The sequence below is a fragment of the Oceanobacillus sp. FSL H7-0719 genome (assembly GCF_045040795.1).
Lineage (GTDB): Bacteria > Bacillota > Bacilli > Bacillales > Amphibacillaceae > Oceanobacillus.
Window position 1 is genome coordinate 1230858 of the sequence record NZ_CP150301.1, and the last position, 23999, is coordinate 1254856.

Annotated in this window: 23 protein-coding genes; 5 read left to right on the forward strand and 18 right to left on the reverse strand. The window is 36.7% G+C overall.

What is annotated here, in order from left to right; translation table 11 throughout:
• Positions 1-326: 326 nt before the first annotated feature.
• Positions 327-692, forward strand: coding sequence for a YugN family protein (locus tag NST93_RS06680; protein WP_405102434.1), 366 nt, complete (start codon positions 327-329; stop codon positions 690-692).
• A gap of 293 nt (positions 693-985) precedes the next feature.
• Here NST93_RS06680 and NST93_RS06685 read toward each other — a convergent pair whose 3' ends face one another.
• The 7 genes from NST93_RS06685 to cyoE form a co-directional block, all read right to left on the reverse strand.
• Entirely contained in the window at positions 986-1441 is a 456-nt protein-coding gene (locus NST93_RS06685; protein WP_405102436.1) for a DUF420 domain-containing protein, read from the reverse strand.
• Positions 1442-1517: 76 nt separating this feature from the next.
• Positions 1518-2414, reverse strand: a complete 897-nt coding sequence (gene ctaG, locus NST93_RS06690) for a cytochrome c oxidase assembly factor CtaG (RefSeq protein WP_405102438.1) — start codon at positions 2412-2414, stop codon at positions 1518-1520.
• Positions 2415-2620: 206 nt separating this feature from the next.
• Entirely contained in the window at positions 2621-2944 is a 324-nt protein-coding gene (ctaF, locus tag NST93_RS06695; protein WP_405102440.1) for a cytochrome c oxidase subunit IVB, read from the reverse strand.
• 3 nt (positions 2945-2947) lie between these two features.
• Positions 2948-3574, reverse strand: a complete 627-nt coding sequence (locus NST93_RS06700; RefSeq protein ID WP_405102442.1) for a cytochrome c oxidase subunit 3 — start codon at positions 3572-3574, stop codon at positions 2948-2950.
• 1 nt (position 3575) lies between these two features.
• The gene (gene ctaD / locus NST93_RS06705) at positions 3576-5429 is read right to left on the reverse strand and encodes a cytochrome c oxidase subunit I (protein ID WP_405102444.1); all 1854 of its coding nucleotides are present in this window, start codon (positions 5427-5429) and stop codon (positions 3576-3578) included.
• Between the two features lie 50 nt (positions 5430-5479).
• The gene (gene coxB, locus NST93_RS06710; protein ID WP_405102446.1) at positions 5480-6529 is read right to left on the reverse strand and encodes a cytochrome c oxidase subunit II; all 1050 of its coding nucleotides are present in this window, start codon (positions 6527-6529) and stop codon (positions 5480-5482) included.
• A 63-nt stretch (positions 6530-6592) separates the two neighbouring features.
• Positions 6593-7537, reverse strand: a complete 945-nt coding sequence (gene cyoE, locus NST93_RS06715; RefSeq protein ID WP_405102448.1) for a heme o synthase — start codon at positions 7535-7537, stop codon at positions 6593-6595.
• A gap of 609 nt (positions 7538-8146) precedes the next feature.
• Here cyoE and NST93_RS06720 point away from each other — a divergent pair.
• Complete coding sequence (locus NST93_RS06720; RefSeq protein ID WP_405102450.1) at positions 8147-9103, forward strand: COX15/CtaA family protein; 957 nt, start codon at positions 8147-8149, stop codon at positions 9101-9103.
• 48 nt (positions 9104-9151) lie between these two features.
• Here the strand turns inward: NST93_RS06720 and pyc are convergent, their stop codons facing one another.
• The 3 genes from pyc to NST93_RS06735 form a co-directional block, all read right to left on the reverse strand.
• A complete protein-coding gene (gene pyc, locus NST93_RS06725; protein WP_405102452.1) occupies positions 9152-12592 on the reverse strand; it encodes a pyruvate carboxylase in 3441 nt (1146 codons plus the stop codon).
• On the reverse strand, positions 12570-13763 hold the full coding sequence (gene ftsW, locus NST93_RS06730; RefSeq protein WP_405102454.1) for a putative lipid II flippase FtsW: 1194 nt from the start codon (positions 13761-13763) through the stop codon (positions 12570-12572). The genes pyc and ftsW overlap by 23 nt, the downstream gene beginning before the upstream one ends.
• A gap of 206 nt (positions 13764-13969) precedes the next feature.
• Positions 13970-14251 carry a YlaN family protein gene (locus NST93_RS06735; protein ID WP_405103782.1) on the reverse strand — a complete coding sequence of 94 codons (282 nt, stop codon included), beginning with the start codon at positions 14249-14251 and terminating at the stop codon, positions 13970-13972.
• Positions 14252-14490: 239 nt separating this feature from the next.
• Here NST93_RS06735 and NST93_RS06740 point away from each other — a divergent pair, with 239 nt between their 5' ends.
• Positions 14491-14976 (forward strand): hypothetical protein, encoded by a 486-nt coding sequence (locus NST93_RS06740; RefSeq protein WP_405102456.1) that lies wholly within the window; start codon positions 14491-14493, stop codon positions 14974-14976.
• 201 nt (positions 14977-15177) lie between these two features.
• Entirely contained in the window at positions 15178-15780 is a 603-nt protein-coding gene (locus NST93_RS06745) for a YhcN/YlaJ family sporulation lipoprotein (RefSeq protein WP_405102458.1), read from the forward strand.
• Between the two features lie 281 nt (positions 15781-16061).
• Here NST93_RS06745 and NST93_RS06750 read toward each other — a convergent pair whose 3' ends face one another.
• On the reverse strand, positions 16062-16346 hold the full coding sequence (locus NST93_RS06750; RefSeq protein WP_405102460.1) for a hypothetical protein: 285 nt from the start codon (positions 16344-16346) through the stop codon (positions 16062-16064).
• A gap of 151 nt (positions 16347-16497) precedes the next feature.
• Here NST93_RS06750 and NST93_RS06755 point away from each other — a divergent pair, with 151 nt between their 5' ends.
• Positions 16498-16701 (forward strand): YlaI family protein, encoded by a 204-nt coding sequence (locus NST93_RS06755; protein ID WP_405102462.1) that lies wholly within the window; start codon positions 16498-16500, stop codon positions 16699-16701.
• A gap of 174 nt (positions 16702-16875) precedes the next feature.
• Here NST93_RS06755 and NST93_RS06760 read toward each other — a convergent pair whose 3' ends face one another.
• The 7 genes from NST93_RS06760 to NST93_RS06790 all read right to left on the reverse strand — a co-directional run bounded on the left by NST93_RS06760 (position 16876) and on the right by NST93_RS06790 (position 23988).
• A complete protein-coding gene (locus NST93_RS06760; protein ID WP_405102464.1) occupies positions 16876-17184 on the reverse strand; it encodes a YlaH-like family protein in 309 nt (102 codons plus the stop codon).
• Positions 17185-17324: 140 nt separating this feature from the next.
• Positions 17325-19271 carry a threonine--tRNA ligase gene (gene thrS, locus NST93_RS06765; protein WP_405102465.1) on the reverse strand — a complete coding sequence of 649 codons (1947 nt, stop codon included), beginning with the start codon at positions 19269-19271 and terminating at the stop codon, positions 17325-17327.
• A 374-nt stretch (positions 19272-19645) separates the two neighbouring features.
• The gene (gene ytxC / locus NST93_RS06770) at positions 19646-20524 is read right to left on the reverse strand and encodes a sporulation protein YtxC (RefSeq protein ID WP_405102467.1); all 879 of its coding nucleotides are present in this window, start codon (positions 20522-20524) and stop codon (positions 19646-19648) included.
• A 235-nt stretch (positions 20525-20759) separates the two neighbouring features.
• A complete protein-coding gene (dnaI, locus tag NST93_RS06775) occupies positions 20760-21689 on the reverse strand; it encodes a primosomal protein DnaI (RefSeq protein ID WP_405102469.1) in 930 nt (309 codons plus the stop codon).
• A gap of 26 nt (positions 21690-21715) precedes the next feature.
• Positions 21716-23065, reverse strand: coding sequence for a replication initiation and membrane attachment family protein (locus tag NST93_RS06780; RefSeq protein ID WP_405102471.1), 1350 nt, complete (start codon positions 23063-23065; stop codon positions 21716-21718).
• A gap of 35 nt (positions 23066-23100) precedes the next feature.
• Positions 23101-23568 (reverse strand): transcriptional regulator NrdR, encoded by a 468-nt coding sequence (nrdR, locus tag NST93_RS06785; RefSeq protein WP_405102473.1) that lies wholly within the window; start codon positions 23566-23568, stop codon positions 23101-23103.
• A gap of 33 nt (positions 23569-23601) precedes the next feature.
• Positions 23602-23988 carry a cytosolic protein gene (locus NST93_RS06790; RefSeq protein ID WP_405102475.1) on the reverse strand — a complete coding sequence of 129 codons (387 nt, stop codon included), beginning with the start codon at positions 23986-23988 and terminating at the stop codon, positions 23602-23604.
• Positions 23989-23999: the final 11 nt, after the last annotated feature.

The window sequence follows — 23999 nt, forward strand, 5'->3', positions numbered from 1 at the left end:
AAATAATATATTACATTCATTCTTTTCCCTATTTTTGCATATTTTTAACTTTGTTTTATAAAATATAGTTTATTTCAAGTAACTTAATTCTGAGAATCCAACATGAAGAAATATGTCAGAGGTTACTGACAGTAGAACTCCTAAGACGCGCAGCAGCTGCGAAAGATTTTAGACTGCCAACTTCCATTCAATGAGTTAAGCAGCAAAACCTAAGCTAACATCAGGAAAGTTAATAAGTAACATATGCCACAGATGAGATTTTAATTGCAAATTATTAACTTTCATACTATGATTAATCTACGAGGACAAATTCTAGGGGTGAAAAAATGAGAATTGAAAACACAGGTATCGATGAACTAGTTATTGATTTAAAACCGCTTGATAGGGTTACTGGTCAACATGCATTTATTCGTGCTGGACAATGGGATTATGAACGCGTAACATATGATTATAAAATAGGGTCAAATGAAAAAAATATTACATATTATATTCGTGTTCAAGGCTATGCAACTACTGGAGATGTTGACCGCGGAAATGCAGTGATTAAACTCCTAACACCTTTATTAGGTAAACATTATTATCCGCACGGAATAGAATATGGTGAGGAAGAAAACTTTCCAGAATCACTAGTTGAACGTGCAAACACATTATTAACAAGCCTAGCAAATGAATTAAAACAACATGTAAAGTAATTACAGGAGTCAGCTGCGTCTAACAGCTGACTTTTTGCTTATAGTGCGGATAAGTTTATATACAGTGTTTGGACAGCCTTCTATACTAAACCATTACAGTTATTTTGATATAAAAGCAATGCAGCCAAATAAAGAAACCTCCAGACTTTCCTAGTCCGGAGGTTGTTTTTTGCATATAATATTTGTCACATATGCCAGCAACGACTAAAATGCGTTGCCCGAATGAAAGTACGATAACCGGATTCCAGGACACGCGAACGCATATCGGGCTTTTACACGGGTACTTTTATTCTTTAAAATCCTAGAATTGCTTTAATCATACTGGTTGTCTCTCCACCAGTATAGAAAACATAAAGCAACAGATATACCATTACTCCAGTTATTGCTGTGAAGAACCAGATTATACTCGTAACCGGTCCAATTTTTTCATGCTTTTTGATATTGCGTTTCAAAGCTAATGTTAATGTTATAATTCCAAATACTGCACCAGTAGTAGCCAGTATAATATGGAATACTAAAAATAGTGTATAGTAGATTTTTAAATCATCTGGCCCACCAAAACTTGTATTTCCAGCAAAGATTGTTCTGGACATGTAAATGATAAAGAATAAAAGCGCACTAACTGCAGCAGCAAGCATTGTTTTTTTATGTGCTTTTTTCTTGCCCTTTACTATTAATATCCAGCCAATCGCGACCAGGACAGCACTGATTACAATAAAAGCAGTACTTAATGTTGGTAAAAATGGCATTGCTATATCTCCCTCTCTATTTAAATCTCATCATTCAAAACCCTGTAAGGATTCCGACGTCTCAACGGTCCACCTTTTAATTTGTTTCCACTGTAATAGGATCAATTTCACGGCTTTTCGAATTAAACCAGTTAAAAAAGATTCTTCCAAGTAAAGTTAAATAAGTAATTTCTTGTAAAACCTTCATAATAATCCCACCAAGTTGCTGATCCAGTACTGTACTTAACGGTGAGAAAACTTCCGGACCTGACAATGGAATAGAAATCCCTGATAGGATATCATTCGGGACACAAAGTGCCAATGCGTCAAGCCATGCTCCACCCTCCATATAAGCTGCATATAAGGGCTCATTTGCAAAAATAATCAGCACACAAGCTGGAGTAATCAGCACACCATTAGCAAATATGTAACCGATTTTCATGAGTGGTGTCATCGTATTAATCTCTTTAAAAGGCAGCAGTAATGGCATGAAAACAATAAATGCAGACAATAATAGAATGCTATGAATGATAAAATGCCATATAGGTGCAGATTTAGAAAAGTCAAATACCACTGGTATATGATAAAGAGAAAATAAACCATTAAATAATAATAGTGAAATAAGTGGCTTTGTCAATACTTTAATGATTGGTTTAATTATTGGTGCATAAACGACTTTTTCCCAAATCCATAATGGAATTCCTTTAATTATAAGAATTGGAAAAACAAGCAAATAGACAGCCATTTGTGTCATATGTGCCGTCAGCATGATATGTGATAGTAAATCTACTGGCGAACCTTTCACAAGATAGAGTAGAAATAAACCAATATAAATAAACAAATGCTGCTTTACAGTCGGCTTATCACCACCGCCAAATTTATGACGATATGGACCAGTTATTAGATAGAATAAAATACCTAAAACAACACAAAACATAAAGAAATAAGGACTCCAAAGAGCTCTAAACCCAAAAATCTGTAATTCTAACCACATAAAATTCACTCCAACTAAATCGGATTATCTATTTATTATATAACAAAAAGCCTATGTAAGCATAGAAAATATATGACAATACTAGTAACATCCTAAAAAGAAGCAAGAAACTATTAAGAAGGGAACAAGCAGGTGCTCTTCACTGAGAAAGTTTTCTTTACTATTAAAAAAGACCGGGTAAATACCCGATCTTTTTTCTTTATTTCTTACCACCAAGTAATTACGCCTAATGCCATCATTACTAAGAATGTTACCCAAAAGCCACCATACATAATTCCAGAAATTTCGGCGTGCCCTTTATCCTTCATATGCATAAAATAGAAGAATTGGAAGATAACCTGCACAACAGCCAATAGGAAAATCAGCGGAACGATGAACATAGAATCAATGAAACCTGTTCCTACTGCAGCAAATGCAATAATTGTAAACAGAATCATTAGTCCAAAGCTGATAATCTGCTTTTTCATTTCTTCCTTATTCTCTTGCTTTTGGTACGAATTAATTTTATTCGAAGTAGTATTTTCCGTCATAAATTAACCCACCATCCCCATTAGATATACAACTGTAAAGATGAACACCCAGACAACATCAATAAAGTGCCAATACAGTGCAAACGTATTATATTTTGGTGCATTATATGTTGACAGTCCACGTTTTGCGTTACGAGCCATAAGTGCGATTAGCCAGCTCAATCCAAAAATAACGTGTCCTCCGTGGAAGCCAACAAGCGTATAGAACGCTGAGCCAAATGCTGATGAACGGAAAGTAAATTCGAAATCAGTAATATAGTGCGCAAACTCATAAATCTCACAAGCCAGGAAGCCTAGTCCAAGCAAAGCAGTAATACCAAACCAAAGCTGCATTTTCTTGAAATCATTGTTCTTCATGTGATAAATTGCGTACACACTAGTCAGTGAACTAGTAAGAAGCAGTAATGTCATCAAGAATACAAGTTCAAGTCCGTATAGATCCTGTGTAGTTGGTCCGCCTGCAGTAGAATTTTTCAATGCTAAATATGTTCCAAAAAGACATGCAAAGAGAACCGTTTCACCACCAAGGAAAATCCATAGGCCGAGATGTTTATGTTTCCCTTCCATCGTTACTCGCGAAGGATCTTCTGGCAGTTTTGCTGGATCAATGGAGTGTTCGTGGTGACTCATATTAATCCTCCTCCCTTTCAAGTTCTTCTTTGGTAACGTGGAAGCCATGGTCGTCAGTTAGAGAACGTACTACCATACAGCCAATTGCGAACGCCATACCAATATAAATCATGATTCTTCCCATTGGACCATCTAATTGATAAACAAATCCAAAGGAAGCAAATGTAAATCCAATCGTCATCAAGAATGGAAGGATTGAACCGTTAGGCATATGGACATCATCCAAAGGCTCAGCCGGCTTCATTTTTCCATCACCTTCAGTTTTCTCAATCCACAGCGGATCAAGACCACGTACTAAAGGCAATTGCTTAAAGTTATAGAATGGCACTGGAGTAGGTAGCGCCCACTCTAATGTTCTTGCATCCCATGGATCTCGAGGAGCTTTTTCGCCTTTAATATGTGAATGAATAATATTATAAGCAAATAACAATACCCCTGCGGTCATGAAGAATGCACCAATCGTACTAATCCAGTTACCAAAATCAAGTCCTTGGTTTTCAAGGAATACCCAGTAACGACGAGGCATACCCATCAATCCTAGGAAATGCTGAATAAAGAATGTTAAATGGAAACCAATAAAGAATAACCAGAATGCCCATTTACCCATTGCTTCATTTAGCACACGGTGGAACATAAGCGGCCACCAGTAATGAAGTGCTGCCAGTATACCGAATACAACCCCACCAACGATAACATAGTGGAAGTGAGCTACTACGAAATACGTATCATGGTACTGGAAGTCAGCAACTGTCGAACCTAGCATTACCCCAGTCATACCACCAATTGTAAATGATGGAATAAACCCTAATGCCCAAAGCATTGCAGCGGTGATTTTGATCTTACCGCCCCACATTGTCAGCAGCCAGTTAAAGATTTTAATCCCGGTCGGAACTGCAATCGCCATTGTACCAATAGCAAAGATTGCGTTAGCAACAGGTCCTAGACCAACTGTAAACATGTGGTGAGCCCATACCATAAATCCTAAGAATGCAATAAGGAATGTTGCAAAAACCATTGCTGTATAACCAAACAATCTTTTCTTAGAAAATGTTGGGAATATCTCACTAAAGATCCCGAATGCCGGGAGAATCAGCACATATACCTCTGGGTGTCCAAATATCCAGAATAAATGCTGCCATAATACTGAGTTTCCTCCAAGTGTAACATCGAAGAATGCAGAACCAAACATACGGTCAAACTGCATTAAGAACAACCCAACTGTTAAAGCTGGAAATGCGAATAGAATTAAGATACTTGTTACAAGTGTTGTCCAAGAGAATAAAGGCATTCTCATATAGGTCATACCTGGACCACGCATTAAGATAATTGTAACAATAAAGTTAATACCACTCATCAATGTTCCGGCCCCCGACAGCTGCAGACCCATTACATAGAAGTCCACACCATGACCCGGCGATTGTAAGGAAAGTGGAGCATAGTTAGTCCACCCTGCATCTGGAGCCCCTCCAAGGAACCAGCTGCAGTTCATTAAAATTCCACCCATAAAGAATAACCAGAAACCTAATGAGTTTAAGAATGGAAACGCCACATCACGCGCACCGATTTGCAGCGGCATGACATAGTTCATCAACCCGAGCAGCAATGGGGTTGCTGCAAAGAATATCATTGTTGTTCCATGCATTGTGATCATTTCATTGTACAAGCCTGCAGAAATAAAATCGTTTTCTGGCTTGATTAACTGAATACGAATAATGAGAGCTTCTAAACCGCCCAGCAGGAAGAAGAATCCACCACCGATTAAATAAAGCGTACCAATTTTTTTATGGTCTACGGTAGTTAAATAATCCCACAGCACAGCACCAAAGCTTCTCTTTTGAGTAGTCGCTATACTCAAAGCATTAACCTCCCTCTTGTGTCTTCCATCCCAAAAATATTTGTTATATTTTATTTAAGTCCCCCAGCGCTTTCTGGAGTAACTTCAGAAGGTTTCAGCTGAAGCAGGTAATCCGCAATCTTTTCAGCTTCATCCTCTGTAACATCATACTTACCAGTCATTTGGTTTCCAGGTTTAAGTGATTCTGGATCTTTAATCCACTCTACTAGATTTTCTTTTGTAGGATCAAGAAAACCTGCAAAATGTGTACGATCTCCAAAGTTTGTTAAGTTTGGTCCCATTGCAGCTGGTGATGATCCAATCGCATGACAGCCCATACAGTTATTTTGGAACAGCTCTTGACCTTCTTCTGCAACTGCATCTTCTGGAACTGCTTCCGGATCCACACTCTGCATATCTGTAATCCATTGTTCATATTCTTCCGGGCTAACCGCGATTACTTTAAAGTCCATCAATGAATGCGATGGTCCACAAAGCTCCGCACATTTGCCCCAATATACGCCTTCTTCATGTGCTTCAATGTACATTGTGTTTACGTTCTCAGGGTTTACATCCATTTTACCGGAGATAGTCGGAACCCAGAACGAGTGTATTACGTCTGAAGATAACATGTTTAAGTAGACTTTTTCACCTGTTGGGATGTATAAGTCCTGACTTGTTACTACCTCATCATCAGCATATTCAAAATGCCACCAGTACTGATTTCCTGTTACATCTACATTAATTGAATTGCTTGCTTCTGAAGTATCAGCTAAGTCAAACGTATAGATTACTGTTGGAATACCCATAATTAAAACTAAAATTATTGGGATTACTGTCCAAACCGTTTCTAACATCTTATTCCCTTCTACTTGTTCAGGAATCGTGTTGTCACCTTTTTTCTGACGGAAGCGGATTAGCACGATTGTATAGATAATCATAACAATCACAAATACGCCCAGCATAATCAGTGTAGTTAAAATAATAAGATCCATTGAACTTTGCGACCCGTATCCTTTTGGTACAAGTGCAGTTAAATTCTCTTTACCACAACCTGATAATAGGATAGCTATAAAACCTAAAAGCATTAAAGCTTTAAATTTGCCCATCCAACCTTTCATGTGTTCATACCTCTCTTTCTTGTTGTTAATTCCTTATATATTTATATTTATTTAAGGACTGAATTAATTAAATATTGGCAACGTAACGATAATCATTAATGGAAATAGTATTACTAGATAATTCAATGAATAGATAAAAATTTTATTTGCCCACTTCAAATCATCTTTAGTAAATAGTCCTGTAAATGCTAATATCAGCCATCCAATATTTAATACTGTTGCTATTACAACAAAAGTTGTACCAAGTGATGAAAGCAAAAACGGCAATGGCATTAGACATGAAACATAAATTACAATTTGTCTTTTGGTTATTTCAAAGCCATATACAACTGGGAGCATTGGAACACCCGCAGCTTTATATTCTTTTGTTTTCTTCATAGCAAGTGCAAGGAAGTGCGGTGTTTGCCAGATAAACATGATTAAAAACAATCCTACAGGAACGATATGCAGCTCTGGACTAATCGCAAACCAACCGATGAGCGGCGGCATTGCCCCTGAAAAGCAACCAACAATTGTGTTTAGTGTGTATTTCCGTTTCGACCACATCGTATAAAGCACGACATAAACAAACCAGCCTATAAAAGCAAATAAGGCTGCGTAAACTGTAGTGAAGAGCAGTAACACTAAACCTGCTACCGTTGTCAAAATACCAGCTGTCAATACTGACTTAAGTGAGAAAAGACCAGTTACTGTAGGCCTCGTTTTCGTTCTTTTCATTTTCGGATCAATATCAACATCATACCAGTTATTCATGATTGCTCCACCTGCGATTACTAGTCCACTTCCAATAATCGTTAGCAATAACGTGCCCAAGTGGTCCATAAAAGAGGTTCCAGCAAAGTAGACAGCCAGCCAAAAGCCTGCAATAACTGTAATTAGGTTAGAATTAACAATTCCTATTTTTATTAGCGCTTTTACCGCGTTCAAAAATGTAGAGACTTTTTTTTTGGTTGGTATTGTTGTGGAGTCACCGACTATCTTCGTATGTGGCGTTTCCACTTTGTTCATTTCATTTCCCCCCTTTACCAAGCAAAAAAGACAAGAGCTTTTTTATTATTGATACTTAGCGACATACATTCGATAAATATCCGATAATTGCCTTTTCATTGTAACATGGAATGAATGAATATTCTAATGTACATAATAACAATTATTTACATAAAATAATTATAATTGCCATTACGTGCCGCAAAAAATCAAACTATGTATCGCTTTTCATTCCTAAGCACAATAGACTTGTCCCTATATTAGTTCTAGCAAACTACGTAGCACATTGCAAGTATTTTTTACTTTTAGCATAGTGAAAACCGTAGATAAACATGATACTATTACAATTGTGTGACTAAATGGCTTTTTTAGTTATATTTCTTTGCATATTCCCTTCATTTAATATTATTATAGGTCTATTGGACATATTAGCGCGTGTTTAAAAAGAAGGATGAAAGAACAAAGCAATTCGAGAGGTGCAATTCTTCGTATCTCAATGTATATCGGGAAGTACATAAAGATCGGATCGTAAATGCAGCCTGACAGAAACATCGAATTGTCATTTTTACCAGGCTTCTTAAACACCCTCTATTAGGATTTATTTACATATCATAAAGTGAGGCTATTAAAATGATCAAACATTTAAAATGGTTATCCGTTGTTACGACAATTGGAATGCTATTCATTTTGCTGGGGGGCGCACTTGTTACAAAAACAGGTTCAGAAGATGGCTGCGGCGACAGCTGGCCACTATGTGAAGGAGAACTAATCCCTTCAGAGTTCACCTTCGAGATGGTAATTGAATTAAGCCACCGTCTGGTCTCGGGAGTTGTCGGGATTTTCGTTGTAGCATTGGCAATTCTGGCATGGAAACAATTAGGAAATAAAGTGCGTGAAGTAAAGTTTCTTGCAATTGCATCTGTGTTCGTTCTTCTGTTACAAGCACTAATCGGAGCAGCTGCAGTAATGTGGGGACAATCCGATTTCGTGCTGGCAGCCCATTTCGGTATTTCGCTCATCTCCTTTGCAACCATATTTATATTGATGCTGATTATATTTGAAACAGATAAAAAACTGCACACAGAATCACTGTTCATTCAAAAGAAGCATCGAATTGAAATCGTTGCACTCTCTATTTATACATTAATGGTTGTATATACCGGCGCACTTGTTCGTCACACGGAATCAAACCTTGTATGCGGAGATTGGCCATTCTGTACAAACAGCGCACCGCTGAACTTTGCGAACTATAGTTTTGAACAATGGATTCAGATGGGACACCGTTTAGCAGCAGGAATTTTATTTATTTGGACAATCGTTTTATTTATTAAAATCATAAGAAACTATAAAGATTCAAAAGTAATGACTAATGGATGGCTTATTACTCTTGGTCTAATTACTTTGCAGGTTACATTTGGAGCATTAATTATTTTTACTATGCTAAACCTATTTGTTGCTTTAATGCATGCACTCGTCATATCCTGTTACTTTGGAATGCTGAGTTACTTTCTTCTATTATCATACCGCAGTGCTTATAAAGAAAAACAGGGACTGTTGGATGAAACAAATCACAATAGAATCAGTTAAAAAAATTACAGGTGCTGAATCAGCACCTGTAATTTTTTATTTAATTTTTTATTCAAATTCTATTAATATATCATCCACTTCAATAATTGATCCATCTTTTACATGAATATCTTTAATTACTCCGTCAAAAGGAGCCTGGATAGATGTTTCCATTTTCATTGCTTCTGTTGTTAGCAGATGCTCACCCTTTTTAACTGTATCCCCTCTTTTGCAGTTAACACGTAAAACCGTTCCAGGCATTGTCGCACCGATATGTTTTTCATTACCTTTTTCAATTTTGGGTCTGAAAGCAACCGATGAACGAATATTCTTATCCTTAATTACAATTTCACGTGACTGTCCATTCAATTCAAAGTAAACGACCCTTGTACCGTCTGGTTTTGGTTCAGATATGGATAGCAGTCTGACGAATAATGTTTTTCCTTTCTCAATGACAACTTCAATCTCTTCTCCTAATCTCATGCCGTAAAAGAATGTCGGTGTATCAAGTACAGACATATCGCCAAATTTATTACAGAAATCATGATACTCAAGGAAAACTTTCGGATATAATGCATAGGCAATCACATCAAAGTCTGTTACAGATTCCTCCATCTTTTTAGACAGTTCGTCGCGCAATGCAATAAAATCAACAGGCTCTAATAACTCACCTGGACGAATAGTAATTGCCTTGCGATCTTTGAGTATTGCTTTTTGCAGTTTTTCAGGGAAGCCTTGATAAGGCTGACCAATATATCCTTCTGCAAATTCAATAACAGATTCAGGAAAATCAATTTTATGACCGTTTTCATAAATGTCTTGTTCTGTTAATTCATTTTGCACCATAAATAAAGCCATATCTCCAACTACTTTAGATGAAGGAGTTACTTTGACAATATCACCAAACATATCATTCACAAGACGGAAGGTATCCTTAACTTCATTCCAGCATTCACCAAGTCCTACCGCTTTCGCTTGCTGCTGCAGGTTGCTATATTGACCTCCAGGCATTTCATGATGATATATTTCAGAATGCGGGGAAGCCATGCCGCTTTCAAAGTCACTATAATACTCTCTAATTCCCTGCCAATAATGTGATAGTTCTTCTACCGCATGTATATCCATTTTCGGCTGGCGAGGGGTCCCTTCCAAGGCATGGTATAATGTCTGACCACTTGGCTGTGATGTCATCCCAGCTAGTGGACTATTTGCAATATCTACAATATCTACTCCAGCCTCAATTGCGCGAGCATACATATAAATACCATTACCACTTGTATCGTGGGAATGTAAATGCACTGGAATATCAATCGTTTCTTTCAGGCTTGATACTAATTGATATGCTGCTTCGGGCTTTAATAAACCTGCCATATCTTTAATAGCAAGAATATGAGCTCCTGCTGCTTCAAGCTGTTTTGCTAGATTAAGATAGTAGTCAAGGTCATACTTCCCTCTTCCCTTATCTAATATATTTCCTGTATAGCACATCGCCGCTTCCGCAATCTTATTATTGCTGCGAACGGCATCGATTGCTAAAGTCATCCCCTCAAACCAATTCAAACTATCAAAAATTCTGAATACGTCGATTCCAGAGTCAGCACTCTTTTTAACGAACTCATTAATTAAATTATCTGGGTAATTTTTGTAACCTACCGCATTACTTGCACGAAGAAGCATCTGAAATAACAGATTAGGCATTTTTTCCCGCAATTTCTCAAGCCTTATCCAAGGATCCTCTTTCAGGAAACGATAAGCCACATCAAAAGTTGCCCCTCCCCACGTTTCTACTGAGAATAGTTCTGGCTCAAGCCTTGCAGTTGGTTCCGCAATTTCAACTAAATCCTTTGTGCGTATACGTGTTGCAAGCAGCGATTGATGTGCATCCCGAAAGGTCGTATCTGTTAAGAGAACTTGTTTTTGATCTTTCACCCAATTTACTACACCTTCCGGACCTTGTTTATCTAAAATCTGTTTTGTACCAGTTGGCATTGGTTCATGAACATCAACTTTCGGAACAAGTAAATTTGAAAAATATGGTTTTTCCTTTTTGCGCGCACCTTCTACACCGTTTATAGTGACATCTCCAATGTAAGTCAGCATTTTCGTCCCACGGTCTTTACTCTTTGGAAATACGAATAATTCAGGTGTCTTGTCAATAAATGTTGTATCATATTCTGCAGAGATAAACTTCTCATGGCGAATAACATTTTCAAGAAATTGAACATTCGTCTTTATTCCACGAATTCTAAATTCCTTTAAGTTGCGAACCATTTTACGCATGGCTTGTTCGTAGGTTCTGCCCCAAGTGGAAATCTTAACGAGCAAGGAATCATAGTGTGGTGTAATTACTGCACCTTGGAAACCATTCCCTGCATCTAATCTAACGCCAAATCCCCCGCCAGTACGGTATGCAACGATTTTACCTGTATCAGGCATAAAATTATTTAAAGGATCTTCCGTTGTCACCCGAGATTGAATAGCATAGCCATCTAATGGAATTTGATCCTGCTCTGGAATTTGTATGACATTGTCATGCAGGGTATAACCCTCTGCAACTAAAATTTGCGTATGTACGATATCAATTCCGGTAATCATCTCTGTAATTGTATGTTCGACTTGTACACGCGGGTTTACTTCTATAAAATAAAACGCATCATTTGAAACAAGGAATTCAACTGTCCCAGCATTAATATAGTCGACATTCTTCATTAAATGCACAGCAGCATCACATATGTCTTTGCGCAGTTCCTCTGATAAAGATAAGCTTGGTGCGACTTCAATCAGCTTTTGATGACGGCGCTGCACAGAACAATCTCTTTCATATAGATGTACAATGTTTCCTTGCTGGTCACCCAAAATTTGAACTTCAATATGCTTCGGATTTTGGATAAGTTTTTCAACATAAATTTCATCATCACCAAATGCAGCCTTTGCTTCAGATTTAGCCCGATTATAGGCTTCCTCTACTTCTTCTTTATTATTAACAATCCGCATTCCTCGGCCGCCGCCACCTAAGGTAGCTTTAATAATAATTGGAAATCCATGTTTGTTGCCAAATTCATGTACTTCTTCTACACGATGAATTGCTCCACTTCCAGGTATAACTGGAATATTGGCTTTTACCGCTTGTTCGCGGGCTTTTACCTTATCACCAAACATGTTTAGATGTTCACTATTTGGGCCAATAAAGATAATGCCCTCTTCTTCACAGCGTTTTGCAAAGTCAATATTCTCAGATAAAAAACCATATCCTGGGTGAATTGCATCGATATTTTTATCCTTCGCAAGATCAATAATACCTTCAATATCCAAATAAGCATCGATTGGTTTTTTGCCTTCACCAATTAAATATGCTTCATCTGCTTTAAAACGGTGATATGCACTAGAATCTTCTTTAGAATATACCGCTACAGTGCGAATACCTAATTCAGTACATGCACGAAACACACGGATTGCTATCTCTCCACGGTTTGCAACTAAGACTTTCTTAATTTGATTTAGTTCTGCCATAATTTCCACCTCTTATAAATTTTTTTGGATAATTTGGATGAATATCTTGAGAATCACCTGACTCAAATTCCCTCTTTCTAACTGTTTTTGCAATATTATTCAATATTCCCATTGAAATAAGCAGAACGAGCAATGATGTTCCACCATAGCTCACAAATGGTAAAGTAACTCCTGTTATTGGAAGCAATCCACTTATTGAGCCTAAATTAACGAATGCCTGGATCCCAACCATTGAAGAAATTCCAATTGCCAGCAAGGCACCAAAACTATCTTGGCATTTCCTCGAAATAAAAATCCCTCTGATAACAATTACAGATAATAAACCAGTGACAATGAACACACCGATAAACCCAAGCTCTTCTGCTACAATTGCCATAATGAAGTCTGTATGTGCCTGTGTAAGATAACCTAACTTCTGCACACTCTGGCCAAGACCTTCTCCAGTTAATCCGCCTACCCCTATCGCAACATAGGACTGGATCAGCTGGTATCCATCTGAATCAGGTGTTGCAAATGGCTGGTATGCACCGGTAAAACGAGAAATCCTCTCCTCTGTCACCATGTACGGTACTGCCATAGCAACTAAAGCCAGTCCAACAACTATTAAAATAGATAAGTGTTTAAATCGAATGCCTGAACTAAATATAACAGAGCAAGCTATTAAAAATATAATAACTGCTGTACCAATATCAGGCTGCAAAACAATAAAACCGATAACAATACCAGTCATAACTAATGGAGGTAAAACTCCCTTTGTAAAATCACTAAGATATGCTTGCTTCTTAGAATAAACAGATGCGAGATATAAAATTAAACTTATCTTAGCAAGTTCAGCAGGCTGAAAACGAAAAGGACCAATACTAAGCCAGGATTTCGCATTATTTACCTCTGTTCCAAAAAGATCCACTCCAATAAGCGTGATTACAGTCACTAATAAAATAATCTTGATGAATCTCTGATAAAGTTGATAAGGAAAGATGCTGGTAACAGTAAAGCCAATAAGCCCAATGCAAAACCACATTGCCTGCCGTTTTAAATAATATGTACTGTCTAACCCTTCAACTACCGCAGTGACCATGCTTGCACTATAAATCATGACTAGTCCAAATGCGCTTAAAAACAAAGGTGTAATGAGTAATGTATAATCATAGTGTTTTAATTTTTGTATCATCCTTTTTCTCCCCAAATAGTGATTTTGAAGGATGGATAAATAAAACTTTTAATAAGTATAACACATTGAAAAAATTAGTATAGCATATTAATGAAGTTTTTCTTTTATCCTATCCGGTACAGTCTAAGTTAATGATAAAACAAAAAAACCTTGCCAAAATTAAATAGGCAAAGTTTTTGCTACGTAATCGATGCATGAAGAAATTATCACAATGGATTTTGAGAAGCTTCATGCAATATATTAAGCTTCTTCTCCAGATTATCTAGAAGTGCTTTACCTTCATTTTCGCTGATTAAGTTCAAGCGCACTGCAAAATCAATCTCTCGAGAGAGACCAAACATTTGCGTATCCAATACATCTTCATAAACTGGACATTGTGGCATTGTTAAGTTTTCTATTTGAACTTCTATAAGCCGCAAAATGTTATCAGCGTCAGCCTTAAGAAGGGCGTGGGCTCTTTCGCGATGATTAACAGTCACCTCAGGAATCAAATGTATCCCCTCCACTAAAAAGACTCTTTCTTCTATATTAGCGTTACATCTATAAAATTGCAAACAAAATAAAGAGATTCCTATTTTTTTCTATTACGTTCTTTACGGTTTAGATGAATTTTATTTCCAGGTTTGCTATGATGAATAATATATATAATTATATGCTGGTTTTAATATTTTATAATCTATTGTAATACTTCCGTATATTATCGGAAAATCGAAAATGGAGAGTGAGAATGATGATCGTACCTATTACCGGAAATGTAAATTTCCCCATTACATTGGATCCAAGCGTTTGGATTTTTGATGACAGAAAAATTAAATTTGAAAATGCTTTTAATGCAGATGTTAAGATGCCAGCGGAAAAAGAGTTTATCTTTAGCTCAGATGGCCGTTTTGATCGGGAAGTTTTCCAGTCAACAAATGACAACCGCCCTATTTCTAAAGTAGAAGGTAAAGAAATATTACAAAATTCATATGTCATGCATCTTCACCCTTTTTTAAAAACTGCAGAAATAAGCAAGGATGCGAGTGATGCAACAATTATTCAAACAGATGGCAGCGAACAGAAGTTATCACTCGATCAATTAAAGAATACATACTTACTTTTCTCCTGGGAAGGAAAACAGTTAAAAGAAGATGGACCAGTACATATTTACTTTACAGATGGGTCAAACAAAGATAATCCAATTAAGCAAGTTAGTAAGATTATCATTAATTAACCAAAACTCTTGTAAAAGCTACAGCTATAGAAAATATCTTCGTAATAAAAGACAGGCTGTTTTCTCAATCAGCAAATAATGTTAACGTTTATTTTCTTTGGACGAAATCAAGTAATTAATATTTTAAACAGAAGCCAATGCATATTTAATCTTCTCTTGCTAAAAATAAGCAGCATAGCTTGATTTTAGGAGGAATAGCAGATGAATTTACGCAAAGTTGGCTTCTTTGTTTTTCTCATTTTTGTGCTGGCTGGTTGTCAGCAGGGAGATAATGAAAAACTGGAACAAAGTGAACAAAAAGAAAACAATCGTTACTACCAGACGAATTATACAAACAATAACACAGAAGAAAAGCTAGGAAATTCCGAAATAGCGGCACATCTTGCAGACGTTGCCAGCAGTGTTCCGGAAGTAAATGAAGCATCTGCACTTGTAGCTGGCCCTTACACAGTTGTAGCTATTGATGTAAAAGAGGACATTGACCGTTCTCAAGTTGGTTCCATTAAATATACCGTTTCCGAAGCACTGTATCATGATCCATACGGAAAAACAGCGGTAGTTGTTGCTGATGGAGATATTATGGCGAGATTGCGAAATATGGGCGATAAAATCCAGCAGGGCCATCCTGTGCAAGGTGTCACCGAAGAACTCGCCGACATCGTTGGAAGATTCATGCCTGAATTCCCAGTTAAAGATGATCAGCCAATCGAACCTGACAGTAATAAAGAAGTACTCCCTGAAGACAAGAAAGAGGAACTGGAAGAGATAGAAGAAGAACAATCAAACAATGTAAAACAAGATTAAATAAGACTGCTATCCAAGATGCAAACTTTTAGCCAAGTAAGAGTTTCAAAAGAAAGCTTATTTAGTAATTAATCTTAAATGTACCTTATCCGCCCCTATTTGCAGAAATCAAATTTTGATTTTGCAGCAAATTAGTGCTATCTAAAACCGTCTAAAGGTGTATCCTCTTTTTCCAAAGCAGATACTGTTTAAAGATTTAAAAATAGTTCCAGGCAGATGTTCAGATGCCTGGAACTATTTTAAGTAATGCTTTAGCCTTGTTAATCCTATTCGCGCTATATTTAATGCACTTCCTGTTCTTCTTCCCTTTTTTCACTATAATACTGAACACCGAATTGGGAGCCTTCTGAGACCATTTTGGCGTTTTCAAGATCAGCAAGATCTTTATTTGCAACTTCGTCTGGATGGCCTGCTTTTTCAAAAGTAGATGCTGGTTCGCTGCCAAATATATTTGTAATACGATCTTTTAGTTTCATTTTCTGTTTATCATTTAATAAAAAATAGCTAGCTGCCCCTGCTCCAATAACACCTGCACCAACTGCTGTTACAATATTTCGCTTTTTCATCTAATCTTCCTTTCCCTGAGGATTTACTTTTATATTTCCCTGAAGATAAGGAACCAAACATTTTTCATGCTAAACTTTTTCATATCCCAATGATTGCCATTCTATATTATGATATACTGAGAACTATATTCGAAAGCTATGAGGTGACATAATGCAAGTTAAATGTACAATTTGCGATAAAATTAATGATTTAAATGATAGCTCATTCCAGGCAAAGCGGCTTAGAAATCGCCGTACATATATGTATCTCTGTGAAGATTGTTATAAAAGAATTGCAGACAAGACCAACGCACGTCATGCAACAGGTAAATTTAAACTCTATGAAGAAAGAAAAAACGAAGAAGAATATATTTAGGTAAAAACGGAAGAGAATTTTAGAGACAAAAATACGACACTTTGTATTAATATTGCACTGACACATCACATATACTGTGTAAACAAACTGATTAGACCAAAACTAATGAGACAACCTGTGTTTTTTCCACGATTATAAATTGTATAGTTTCCTTGCCAATGATAAAAACGCCCATTATGAGGCGTTTTTTGCTTTTCTTTGAAAATGCAGTCGAGCACGATAAATGGCTAGGACAAGAACAATGATAATCAAGCTCTCAGTCATTGGCAGCATCATGATACTAAATATTGTCGTTATATATGTACCAACAGCTAACATGAGGTAAACAAATATATTTTTTCCGATACTAAGCTTTCTAGCAAAACCAAGCTTATAAGCAACAGCCGATAGTATCAGGTTAATTAGGTACATTTTCAAAAAGACGTTTTCCATTCCATAATTACTTATGATAAAATCCAATATAACACTAAACGATCCAGTCATAATCCCTTATCCCCCAATAATCATTAACTTCTACTATCATACTAAATCTTTTAAGTTCATGCTAGGTAAAAGCGACAATTGACATAAATTAACCCAAAATTAAACGACAACAGAAGCTCCTCCTGTTGTCGTTTTAAGCTTTAATTCTTTTTAGACTTGTTTTCAACTTCTTCTTTTAATAATTGTTTAAAATCAGCTATTGAAATTGTAGTTGTAGCTTTTTCGCCGTAGCGTCGATAATTCACCGCATTTTCTTCTATTTCTTTATCACCTAGCACAAGTGAGAATGGAACTTTTTCAGTCTGTGCTTGACGAATCTTATAGCCAATTTTCTCATCACGTTCATCCAGTTCTACACGAATTCCAGCAAGGCGGAGCTCGTCTGCAATTCTTTTCGCATAATCTAAATGCACTTGAGGTGATACAGGAATTACTTTCACTTGAACTGGTGCTAACCATGTAGGGAAAGCTCCTTTATATTCTTCAATTAGAAAAGCAACGAAGCGCTCCATTGTTGAAACGACACCACGGTGGATAACAATTGGGCGATGCTCTTTACCATCTTCACCAATATACGTTAAGTCAAAACGCTCTGGAAGAAGCACGTCAAGCTGAACAGTGGATAATGTTTCCTCTTTTCCTAATGCTGTCTTAACTTGAATATCCAGTTTAGGACCATAGAATGCTGCTTCTCCTTCAGCTTCAACATATTCCAAATTCATCTCTTCCATCGTTTCTTTTAACTGACTCTGTGTCATTTCCCACATTGCATCATCATCGATATATTTTTCTTTATCCTCTGGATCACGGTATGAAAGACGGAAATGATAATCCTCAATCCCAAAATCTTTATAAACATGCTGAATCAATTCAACTACTCGAGAAAATTCTTCCTTAAGCTGATCTGGTCTAGCGAAGATATGAGCATCATTTAAAGTCATACCACGCACTCTTTGTAATCCAGCTAACGCACCACTCATTTCATAACGATGCATTGTTCCAAGTTCAGCAATACGGACAGGCAGCTGGCGATAGCTCCATAATTGGTTTTTAAATACCATCATATGATGCGGGCAGTTCATTGGACGAAGCACCAATGTTTCATTATCCATTTCCATTGGCGGGAACATATCCTCCTGGTAATGATCCCAGTGACCACTTGTTTGATATAAATCCTTACTTCCAAGTACAGGAGTATACACATGGTCATATCCCAGTTTTTCTTCAAGATCAACAATATATCTTTCAATAATCCGACGAATAGTCGCACCTTTTGGCAGCCAAAGCGGTAAACCTTGTCCAACCTTTTGGGATACAGTGAATAAGTCTAATTCCTTTCCAAGCTTACGATGATCCCTTTCTTTTCTTTCTTCCAAAATTTTAAGATGTGCATCAAGCTGTGACTTCTTCTCAAAAGCTGTACCATATATACGCTGCAGCTGTTGGTTATTGCTATCTCCACGCCAATATGCACCAGAAATGCTTAATAGTTTAAAAGCCTTAATTTTACTTGTGGATGGAACATGAATTCCTCTGCAAAGATCGAAAAATTCACCTTGCTCATAAATGGTTACTTGTTCACCCTCTGGAATAGCATCGATTAGTTCCAGTTTTAAATTATCTCCAATTGCTGCAAAGCGTGCTTTTGCTTCTTCCCGGGATACTTCTACTCTTTTTATTTTCAGATTTTCGTCAACAATCCGCTGCATTTCCTTTTCAATTTTCGGCAGATCTTCTGGTGTTAATGTATACTCCATATCCATATCGTAATAGAAGCCCTCTTCAATAACAGGACCGACACCGAACTTGACGTTACCATAAAGACGTTTTACAGCTTGTGCCAGTAAATGCGCTGTCGAATGACGAAGTATATCTATACCTTCCTCATCACGGTACGTGATAATCTCTATCTTGCCGCCTTCTTGCAGTTCACGGCGCAAATCAATTTGCTCACCATCTAATTTAATTGCCAGGGCTTGTTTCTTTAAACCTGAAGAGATAGATGCAGCAATTTCTTCTCCAGTTACACCAACAGGGAAACTTTTTTCTGCTCCATCTGGAAAAATAAATGTAATTTCTGCTGACATTAATTGACAACTCCTTGTTCTGATTTAATTATTTTAATAAGCAGTTCTGCTTACACAGATAATAAAAGAATAAAATGCAAAAACCGTCCCCTTGCATCTCTGCAAAGGGACGGCATATTTCTATAACGTGGTTCCACCCTAATTCCCGAATAAATCGGCTCAATCCTTAACGCAGATAAGGCGCTGCTATTTCAATAGCAGAGTTCAAAGGTGGTAATTATTCGACTGCATATGGAAAGCTTTCAGCCAGCGGCTCCCCTCTCTTATCTATACAGATGATCGATAATCTCGTCCTTCTCATTACTTTTAATTTTATTAATGAATAATTGTATTATAACGTTTTGATTTTAGAATTGCAAGTCCATCATTCAACACTAACTTTCTTTATGTTTACTTGATGATGCCTGCTTTGACTTTAACAGCATTGAAAATGGAAAATCATGAAAACCTTTGATTGATACTCTTTCCTGGAACACATTAATTACCGTCTGTATTTTCGGGGCAGATGCATCATTCACATACATAATAATTTCTTGAGGCGCCATAGCAACAAGTGGAGCAAGATTCCATTCATCTTGCGGGAGTCCAATCAGATACAGGGGCTGCTTTGTAATAAACTGCTCTATTTCACTTTTTGTAAATAATCTGCCTTGTTCATCGTAATAATGAAATGGAGATCCTTCTAGCACGAGGACAAGCGGCACAATCGATTCTTTTTTTATGACATACTCTCTTAGCGAATTAATAAATGACTGATGTTCTTCTTCCCTTTTGAATTCATCAATTGCTAATCCGACATACTCCACAAGGTCCTGTTTAAAAACCTTCATCCCAAATTGCGCAATGGAATCAAAATGAACCATTTCTGTATTTCTGAGATGCATCAAAAAGACTGCCCTGAGCAGCTGAACAGGATGCTTGTTTTTCCGTATCATCTTACAATCGGGGTCTTGTCCAGTCACAATCCACTCCGTTATTTCATGAATATGCTCAATCTCATGCTGGTCTGTAAAATAATATTGTTCTTTTATAATTTCGTTAATCATACTTCCTAATCGATGCGTGAGATAAACATGTACCATTGCTTTAGAAATGGACTGGAGATTGAATTCATTCAACGGCAAGGTCTCTAAACTGATTTGATTCCCCCATTTTTCATTAACTTTCCACTGCAATTCAATCTGTTTGTTTTGTTGAAATAAATTTTCACAAAAACTGATAACCTCCTTATCGGACTCAAAGAAAATATCCAACAATACCATCACCCTCATCTACAACCAAACTGTTACATTATATGGAATGAGATTAGGAAAAATGATAAAACTGCTTAATCTAGTGAATTAATTTTAGCTAAAAGGAACAGGCTAAAAACATGACAACGAATTAAGCTTACATGAGGCCGGTTACAAGAATATTAAGTTAAGCACTGTTTTTCAAAGACAAAAAACTTCTGAGCTTTTTATATATAAAGCTCAGAAGTTTTTAATATTATATATCCCTTCGGTTATAGCCTGCTACATGCACGATATCACTAACTTGCTGAATACGCTGAATAATTCTGCCAGCCTTTAGTTTCTCTGTACCACTTCGAGTAGTAGCTAAATGCTCTTCTAATTGTTTCAGGTCGAGATTCGACGTAAAGAAGACTGGAAGACCTTCCATCATACGGTATTGTAAAATAGAACTTAGAATTTCATCACGGAACCATGCGGACTGTAATTCCGCGCCAATATCATCAAGCATAAGAATATCGGCTTTCTTAAATAACTCTATCTTTTCATTTACAGAATCATCTTTAAGTGATGCTTTAATCTCTCTTACAAATTCAGGCATATAAATGATAGTGGAAGAGATATTAAACTTTTTCAATTCATTAGCTAAAGCGCCCAGAAGAAATGTCTTGCCTACCCCAAAAATTCCATGTAAGTAAAGTCCTTTTTTAGGCAGGGCAGTTTTTGCCTGATTAAGAAATTCATAAATTTTAACGAGTGCATTCGTCCGCTCATTATCTTTTTCAATATCACTCAGTCTTGCTCCAAGAATCTCTTTAGGCATATACAGACTGCGAACAAGTTTTTGCTGTTCTTGTTCTTTCTCGTGCAGAATCCGGCTATGACATTTCTCATAACGAATACGTATTTCATTATTTACAACCTGGAGTATCGGAGAATAACCCTGAATCATGTTTTTGCATTCTCCATAAGAACTGCAGTGTTCACACTGTTTTGACTGCGTTTTATATTCATAAAGTTTAATTAAACTTTTATTCACTTCTTCTTGGTTCAGTTCAGGATGGAGTGACAGGAACTCTTTAATCTCTTCATCCTCAAGCAGTTCTTTTTTCATTTTTGTATAATTTTCTTTAAAGCTTTCGCTTCGAGCCATCCAAGATTTTAGGCTCGACTGGATTGGTTTCATTTAAATCATCCTTTAAATGATTGGTTTTAGTTTCCTTCAGAATATTGTTTCATCAAATTAGCTAGCCTCAGCTGTTCTTCTGTTGCAGCTTGCTCTTGCTGCTTTGTTATTTGAGGTTTGCCCTGCAAATGTTTGCCTTCTCTAAACCAATCTGGAACAATATCTTTTGCTGTTTGTTTCTGATAGTTTGTTGTACGTTTTTGTTTCGCCTGCTGGTAGCTCGCCTTTTCCTTTTTAGCAAATTCCATTGCTTCTCTGGCAGTTTGCAGCTTTGCTCGTGACCAGTGGCTTGCAATTTTTTCTAAATATGCTTTTGAAAGCTTCATATTTGTTTGGAGCAAGACATAATGGATCAAAACATTCATTACAGGAGCAGGAAGCCCTTGCGTTGTCATTACATTACTAATTAACCTCATATCCTGCTCAGATGCGAAGTTACCGCTAGATAGATCTTCCAATAATTCCTTTGGAGATATTTTTTCTAATTGCTGAATGAGGAGCTCTTCTTTTGTTTGTGGTTTATTATTTTGTGCTTCTGGCTGCTTTTGTATTCTCTTTTCTATTAAACGGATGGGTTTATTATTGTTTTTCGCTTTAAAGAAATCATGGCACGCACGTTTAAATTCCTCTGTATCAAGATAATTTTCATCGGTTAATGCCCAAAGCACAGCTTTATCAATTTCAAAGCTCTCCAAATCATAAATAATATGCATTTGTGATATTAAATTGCAGTTTTCTTTTGTTAATACTCGATTAACCGGAATCATCCGCTGTCTAAGTGATTGCTCCAGCCACTTGATTCCTTCGTGTCCTTCTATATGGCTAATCTCATCATTTTCTTGAACTGGAATATGCTGCATTGCTTTTGGATTAGGTGGCACTGTTTGAAAAACTTCTTGAAAATCTGCAGTAATATCTTCGCCGGCAGCGTCTATCTCCTCATGTATAAAGAATTCTTTTAGTTTATTAAATCTTTGCTCCCCTACATGATGATAGAGCAAGGTCGTAAACATTGCTTCTCGAAAAAAGCTATTGGGATCAAACGGACATTGCAACTCATAAGTATAAACCGTTTTATCCAAATTGGATTTTTTAAATGACTTTAAAAGCCCCATTCCTTCCAGTTTAATTCTTGATTCATATATTTTATCAAGCGGCATTGTCATGTAATTCATCAGGGTATGATGTGTTTGTGGAACAGTATCCTCCTGAAGTTCAATATCATTTAACAGCGTTTGGTAAAGCATAAGAGCTTCTGGACCAATAAGCGGCTGATACAAATGTGTTAACGACTGTAAATAATTCACTGGTAAAGGCTTTTTTAAAATAACTAAATAGCCGTCAACTGGCAATAGCTGACCGATGGTATTCAACATTTACACACCCTTTTTGTTACTAGGTTCAACAACCTTTATTTCTCTTTTTTATCGGTATTGATTAATTCTTTCAATTCATCTAAAAAGACTGTTACATCTTTAAATTGACGATAGACAGATGCAAAGCGAACATAAGCCACTTCATCAACCTTTGACAGTCTTTCCATAACCATTTCTCCAACAAACTTAGAATCTACTTCAGAAGAACCCAAACCCCGAAGTTCTTTTTCAACTTCAAGTGCGATTTCTTCTATTTTTTCAATTGGAACAGGGCGTTTTTCACATGCACGAATCAAGCCGCGCGTTAACTTTTCTCTGGAAAACTCCTGTCTCATTCCATCTTTTTTAACAACAATTAAAGGCACTTCTTCCATTCTTTCAAAAGTAGTAAATCGTTGTCCGCATTTTTCGCATTCTCTGCGGCGGCGAATCGCCTTTCCATCTTCTATAGGGCGTGAATCAGTTACCTTTGTATTTTTGTATTGGCAATTTGTACAACGCATCTATTATTTCACCTCTTTGTTCCTGATACAAAGCTATTCCATTTTTATTAATGGAAGTTCTCTATTAAACTGTTCATATAGTTTAGCGATAATTTTATTACTGTAGCCAAAATCAAAAGGCAGCAGTGCTTCTGTTGTTACAGAAATATCAATTGCTGTCTGGTACGGCTTAGTCATAATGATAGCAATTACAATAAATGCCTTTTTCCCTTTTATTACATTCAAACTAAGTTCGCCATACTCTTTAGAAGTTGCATTCAATTCATATTTCTGCGAGTTCTGAATGAATGTCTCAATTACGTTAAATGCTTTATCCTTTGAAGTTTTATAATAATGCGTTCGAAGCGTTGCATCTTCATGATTATCCTTTGTTTCGGCATGATTATCAAAATACTTTTTAATATTGCTGCGTATCGACATTCTCCACACTC